The sequence below is a fragment of the Gammaproteobacteria bacterium genome, assembly GCA_035501935.1.
Taxonomy (GTDB): domain Bacteria; phylum Pseudomonadota; class Gammaproteobacteria; order JAJPIJ01; family JAJPIJ01; genus JAJPIJ01.
The window spans coordinates 61,031-67,152 of sequence record DATJVC010000010.1 but is presented as its reverse complement, the minus strand read 5'-3'; the positions used below and the strand labels follow the sequence as shown (position 1 = coordinate 67,152).

Sequence of the window (6,122 nt, the reverse complement as noted above, 5' to 3'; positions counted from 1 at the left end):
ATGGATCAGGTGGCGCTGGCGATGGGCAATATCCACCAGGCAAGCGAACAGAATGCAATAGGCACCAAACAAGTTGAATCCTCCGCCCATAATCTTAATGACCTCGGGCAGAAGCTGAAATCGGTTGTCGAGCAATACCGGTTGTAGAGGATGTGAATGGCACATGGTCGATAAAGACGAAGAACTTCTGAAGCGGTTGCGCGAGACCTTCGCGGTGGAGGCCGAGGAACATCTCGGCTCGATTTCGGCGGGCCTGCTCGAACTGGAGAAGGCACCCGTCGAGGCAAGGCAGCGGGAACTGATCGAAACCGTCTTCCGCGAGGTCCACAGTCTCAAGGGTGCGGCGCGCGTGGTCAACATGACGGCCGTGGTCTCTCTGTGCCAGCCTTTGGAGGATGTTTTTGCGGCGCTGAAGCGCGGCAACGTCTCGCTTTCCCGCGATTTATTCGATCTGTTGCACGAAGCCGTTGAGGATCTAAATAAACTTCTTGCCGAGAGCGAAACCACCTCCGCAACGCCACGGATGTCACCCACGGTTCAACGTCTGGAGGCGATGGCGAAAGGGACCGGGACGCCGCTGATATCCGGAATCCAGCGCAGTGCGGTACGACCAACGAAGACGCGCGGGTCGCGCGACAGCGCGCCATCCGTCATTCAAACGCCGGCTGCGGCCCCACAGGCGCCCGCGATTGAACATAAGACGGCGGCGGATACGGTCAGGGTCGCGAGCTGGAAGCTTGATACCTTGTTCAGACAGGCTGAGGAAATGCTGCCCGCCAAACTCGCCGCGGAACAACGCGTCGTCGAACTGAAGGAAATCGTGGGCATGCTTCTCGCGCATGGAAAGGGACTGGAAGCACTTTACACAGAACTCTCCGCGAACTCGCCGGGTACAGCCGGCCCGCCGCCGGCATCCATCGAGCGAAAGAATAATTGTAACGACCCGGAATCACTGGGTTTGATACGCACCCAAATCGCCGACATGCGCACGCTGACACATCGACTGGAGGCGATGACGGCGTCCGCCGCCCGCGACGGGCGTGCCCTGGGCAAAATGATCGATGGTCTGCTCGAGGATGCGCGGCGGTTGCTCATGCTGCCCGTCTCCGTCCTGATCGAGCCGCTGCACAAACTGGTAAGGGACCTGGCGCGGGAGCAGAACAAAGAGGTCGCCCTGACCGTTGAGGGCGGGGATATCGAAATCGACAGGCGCATACAGGAGGCGATGAAAGATCCGCTCATCCACATCCTGCGCAATTGCATAGACCACGGCATCGAAACGCCGGCCGAACGCCGGCGATGCAACAAACCAAAGGGTGGGACCATAGTCATCACGATCGCACAGAAGACCACCGGCCGGGCGGAAATTACAATTTCCGACGACGGCAGGGGCATCGATCCAGGAAAGGTTCTGGCGACGGCGCGCAAGCTGGACGTCGTCTCCGCGGAAGAGGCTCAAAAATTGAACGAGCAGGAAATTCTCTCGTTGATTTTTCGATCCGGAGTTTCCACGAGTCCGATTGTGACGGATATTTCCGGCCGGGGGCTGGGTTTGAGCATCGTGCAGGAAAAGGTTGAAAGTCTCGGCGGGAGTATTACCGTCGAATCACGGGGTGGCAAAAGAACATTGTTTCGCATCACCCTCCCGCTGATGCTGGCAGCATATCGGGGAGTGATGGTGCGCGCCGGAGGGCAGCGATTCATCCTGCCCACGATCAACATGGAACGCGTGGTAAGAATCCGGCGCGAGGATATCAAAACGATCGAAAACAAGGCCGCCGTGCGACTCAACGGACACGCAATCTCGCTGGTGAATCTACGGGATGCCCTGCGTCTGCCCGCCGCGGGCAGGGGGGAACATCCCGACTTGGAATCCGTGGTGATCGTCGCCTTCGGCGGCGAACACATCGCCTTCGTCGTGGATGAAGTACAACAGGAGCTGGAAGTGGTGCTGAAGGGATTCGGGTCCCAGCTCTCGAGAGTGCGGAACGTCGCCGGCGCGACCATCACAGGAACAGGAACGCTGGTTCCAATCCTGAATGTCGCCGATCTGATGAAGTCCGCTGCGGAAGTGGAAGCCGTGCCTCGACCAGCGGAAAGGGTATCCGCAGCGGAAGAAAGGATGAAGTCGGTTCTGGTTGTCGAAGATTCCATCACCGCGCGCTCGCTGCTCAAGAACATCCTGGAAACCGCCGGCTATCAGGTGAAAACGGCCGTCGACGGTCTGGATGCATTCACAAGACTCAGGGTTGATAAATTTGATCTGGTGGTGTCGGATGTCGAGATGCCGCGGATGAATGGATTTGATCTGACCGCGAAGATCCGTGCTGAAAAGACGCTCACTGATCTGCCGGTGGTGCTGGTCACTGCGCTGGCCTCCCGCGAGGATCGCGAGCGCGGCATCGATGTCGGCGCCAACGCCTACATCGTGAAGAGCAGTTTTGATCAGAGCGGGCTCCTGGATATCGTCCGCAGACTGGCGTAACCGTGGCCAAGGCCCCCATCAAGGTACTCATCGCGGAAGATTCCCCCACTTCACGGGAATTTCTGGTCCATCTCATCAATTCGAGTCCAGGGATGCACGTCATCGCGGCCGTCGGCGACGGAGAACAGGCGGTGGAAGCCGTCAGCCGCGTGCATCCCGATGTCGTGCTGATGGATGTGCACATGCCCAAGATCGACGGCTTTGAAGCAGTGCGGCGCATCATGCAAAAGGATCCGGTGCCGATCATCGTGGTCAGCGGGACGCTCACGGATCAAGTCGCGGCGACTTTCTGTGCGATAGACGCGGGAGCATTGGCGTTTCTCCAGCACCCGCCCGGACCCGGGCATCCCGATCACGCCGCGACCGCCAAGGAACTGGTGAACACCGTCCAGCTCATGTCTGAAGTGCGCGTGGTCCGCCGTTGGGCAAGGTCAACCAGGCCGCGGATGATCGAAACGGCGCCCGCGCGGACGGGCATGCGGCATATTTCGACCGAATGTGAGCTGGTGGCCATCGGCGCCTCGACCGGAGGCCCGCCGGTATTGCGCGCCATCCTCTCAGCACTGCCGCGGAGTTTTCCCGCTGCCGTTTTGATCGTCCAGCACATCGCGGCCGGGTTCGTGCAGGGCCTCGCCGACTGGCTGGCGACCTCGTGCAGCCTGCCGATCCACATGCCCGCCGCGGGCGACCCGGTGCTGACCGGTCATGTATACATTGCGCCGGATGGAGTTCACATGGGTGTGGACAGTAAACGCCGCATTGTGCTGAGCGATGACCCTCCGGAAAACGGCCTGCGTCCGTCGATTTCATTTCTATTTCGCTCGGTGGCCGGGGTCTATGGGCCGAAGGCGGTCGGCGTGTTGCTGACCGGCATGGGCAGGGACGGCGCGCAGGAATTGAAATTGATGCGGGAGCAGGGCGCGGTCACCGTCGCCCAGGATGAGGAAAGTTCGGTCATTTACGGGATGCCCGCCGAGGCCGTCAAACTCGATGCCGCAAGTCACGTGCTGGGGCCGGAGGGAATCGCCACGCTGCTTACCCGTTTACTGCGTGGTCAGTAAGCTTGAATCGTAATTAACGTCCATCGACGGTGAGAGACGGCTTTAAAGGCGAGAAAATGGAACGCATTCTAATCGTGGAGGACTCCGAGACCCAGGCGCTGCGCCTGCGATATTTCCTCGAGGGGGAGGGATACGACGTGGACAGCGCGCGCAGCGCCGAGGACGCTCTCAAACAGCTCAACCAAGCGCTTCCTGATCTCATGATCACCGATTACCACCTGCCCGGGATTCACGGCGATGAGCTTTGCCGCCGGATCCGGATGAACGTCGACACGCGGGGCATCCCCATTCTCATGCTGACCGGCGAAGAAGACGCGCACACCGAACAATGGGGGTTGGAAAGCGGCGCTGACGATTATCTCAGGAAATCGGAAGAGAACGAGATTCTCCTGATCCGCATTCAGGCATTGCTCAGGAAATCACGCATCCAGGATGTCATCAGCGCCAGTGAAACACGTTTTGCCGCCACCCGCCTGCTGGTGATCGAAGATGACCCCACTTATCTGAAATTCGTCGTGGCGGAGTTATCGCGGGAAGGTTATCAAATTGAAACTGCAAACACGGCCGCCAGGGCGCTTGAGCGGCTGGCATTGCAGCCGTTTGACGGCGTGGTGCTGGATCTCGTCCTCCCGGACATCAGCGGGACAGAAATTTGCCAGCGTCTGGTGGAGGCGCGCAGAACGCTGGATCGCACGTTCATAATCCTTGCATTGACCGGCCGCGAAACCAAAAAGGACATGACCGCAGTCATCATCGCCGGCGCCGATGACGTGGTCGGCAAGTCACGTGACATTGAAATCATCAAGGCGCGATTGCGCGCCCTGATCCGGCGGCGGCAGTTATATGAGGAAAATCAGCGCATCATCGCGGAATTCAAGGAACGGGAAATGGCACTGCTGCGCGCCCGCGCCGAACAGGAGGCGGCTGAAACGCGCGCTGCGTATGCCGAGCAACTGGCCCGGACCAATCTGGAACTGGAAGCGGCCAATAAGAAACTCACGGTGAGGGAAGAGGAGTTGCACCGGAAAAATGAGGAGCTGGAAAAACAGGGCCATCAGTTGCAGGAAGCGAGCCGCCTTAAGAGCGAATTTCTCGCCAACATGTCGCACGAACTGCGCACGCCGTTGAACGCCATCATCGGTTTCTCCGAACTGATGCACGACGGCAAGGTGGGGGAGGTCTCGGAGGAACAGAAGGAATATCTCGGCGACATCCTGACCAGCGGATTGCACCTGCTGCAACTCATCAACGACGTGCTGGACCTGGCGAAGGTTGAGGCCGGCAAGATGGAGTTTCACCCCGAACCCGTCGATCTCGACAATCTCATCGGCGAGGTGCACACCGTGCTGCGCACGCTGATGCTGAAGAAGCGCATCAAGGCGGAAGTCACGGTGGATGCCGAATTGACGGGTATCACTGCGGACCCGGCCAAATTCAAGCAGATTCTATACAACTACCTCTCGAATGCGATCAAATTCTCGCCGGAGGGCGGCAGGGTGCTTATCCGCGCATTGCCGCAGGGCTCGAGTCACTACCGCATCGAAGTCGAAGACCACGGCATCGGCATCCGCGCGGAGGATATCCCGCGGCTGTTTTCGGAATTTCAGCAAATCGACTCGAGTACCGCCAAAAAATACCAGGGCACGGGACTGGGGCTGGCGTTGACCAAGCGGATGGTGGAGGCACAGGGCGGCGAAGTCGGCGTGCGCAGCACCTTCGGTGAAGGCAGCGTATTTTACGCCGTGCTGCCACGGCAGGCGATGGCGACTGCCGAAGGTGAGCCGTTGCCGGTGCGGCAGGCATCGGCGGACGCGCCGCTGCTCCTCGTGATCAACGACAACAGCGACGATCTGGCCTGGTTGACACGCGTGCTGGGCGAGGCCGGTTACCGGACGGAGGCGGTCATGAACGGCGCGAAGGCCATCGCCTGCTGCCGCGAGAAGGCTTACGACGCCATCGTGCTCAATCTCCTGCTGCCCGACGTCAGCGGCTGGCAGGTGCTCAAGGCGGTGCAGGAGAAAGGCCCCAACAGCGCGACTCCGGTCATCATGGTCTCGGTATTGACTGACAAGGCGAAGGCGCGGACGGAGGTGAAGGCATTCCTGACCAAACCGGTCACCCGCGAGATGCTGGTACGGGCACTGGAGCAGGCCGGCGTCCGCGGCGGGACCGGCAATCGCATCCTGGTGGTGGACGATGACCCCAAGGCCCTGAAGCTCGCGGAGAGCTTGCTGACCGATCTCGGTTATGGCGTGTTGGTCGCGGCGGGAGGCGAACAGGGCCTGACGTTGCTAAAGCAGGAGAAACCGGATGCCGTGTTGCTGGATCTCTTGATGCCGGAGATGAGCGGGTTTGAGTTCCTGGAGCAGGCGCATCGATCGGAGGATTGTCCACATGTACCGGTGGTGGTCTGGACCATCAGCAGAAGCATCACGCCGGCCCAGCAGCTGTGGTTGCGTTTCCAACCTCATGCGCATGCCGTCGTCAAAATAAGCGATCCCCGCGGGGACATGTCGCTGCTGGAGGCCCTGCACCAATTGGCGCCGGCGCAGCGCGCGGATAAACGAAACTAAGGC

Annotated in this window: 3 protein-coding genes; all 3 read left to right on the top strand. The window is 60.1% G+C overall.

Translation table 11 applies throughout. The features are described from left to right. Positions 1-163 precede the first annotated feature (163 nt). The 3 genes from VMH34_02600 to VMH34_02590 are packed head-to-tail and all read left to right on the top strand — an operon-like array spanning position 164 to position 6,119. Positions 164-2,485: a response regulator gene (locus tag VMH34_02600; GenBank protein ID HTT07665.1), complete on the top strand. Its 2,322-nt coding sequence runs from the start codon at positions 164-166 to the stop codon at positions 2,483-2,485. 2 nt (positions 2,486-2,487) lie between these two features. Next, positions 2,488-3,546, top strand: coding sequence for a chemotaxis-specific protein-glutamate methyltransferase CheB (cheB, locus tag VMH34_02595; protein ID HTT07664.1), 1,059 nt, complete (start codon positions 2,488-2,490; stop codon positions 3,544-3,546). Between the two features lie 56 nt (positions 3,547-3,602). Beyond that, on the top strand, positions 3,603-6,119 hold the full coding sequence (locus tag VMH34_02590; GenBank protein HTT07663.1) for a response regulator: 2,517 nt from the start codon (positions 3,603-3,605) through the stop codon (positions 6,117-6,119). Positions 6,120-6,122 lie beyond the last annotated feature (3 nt).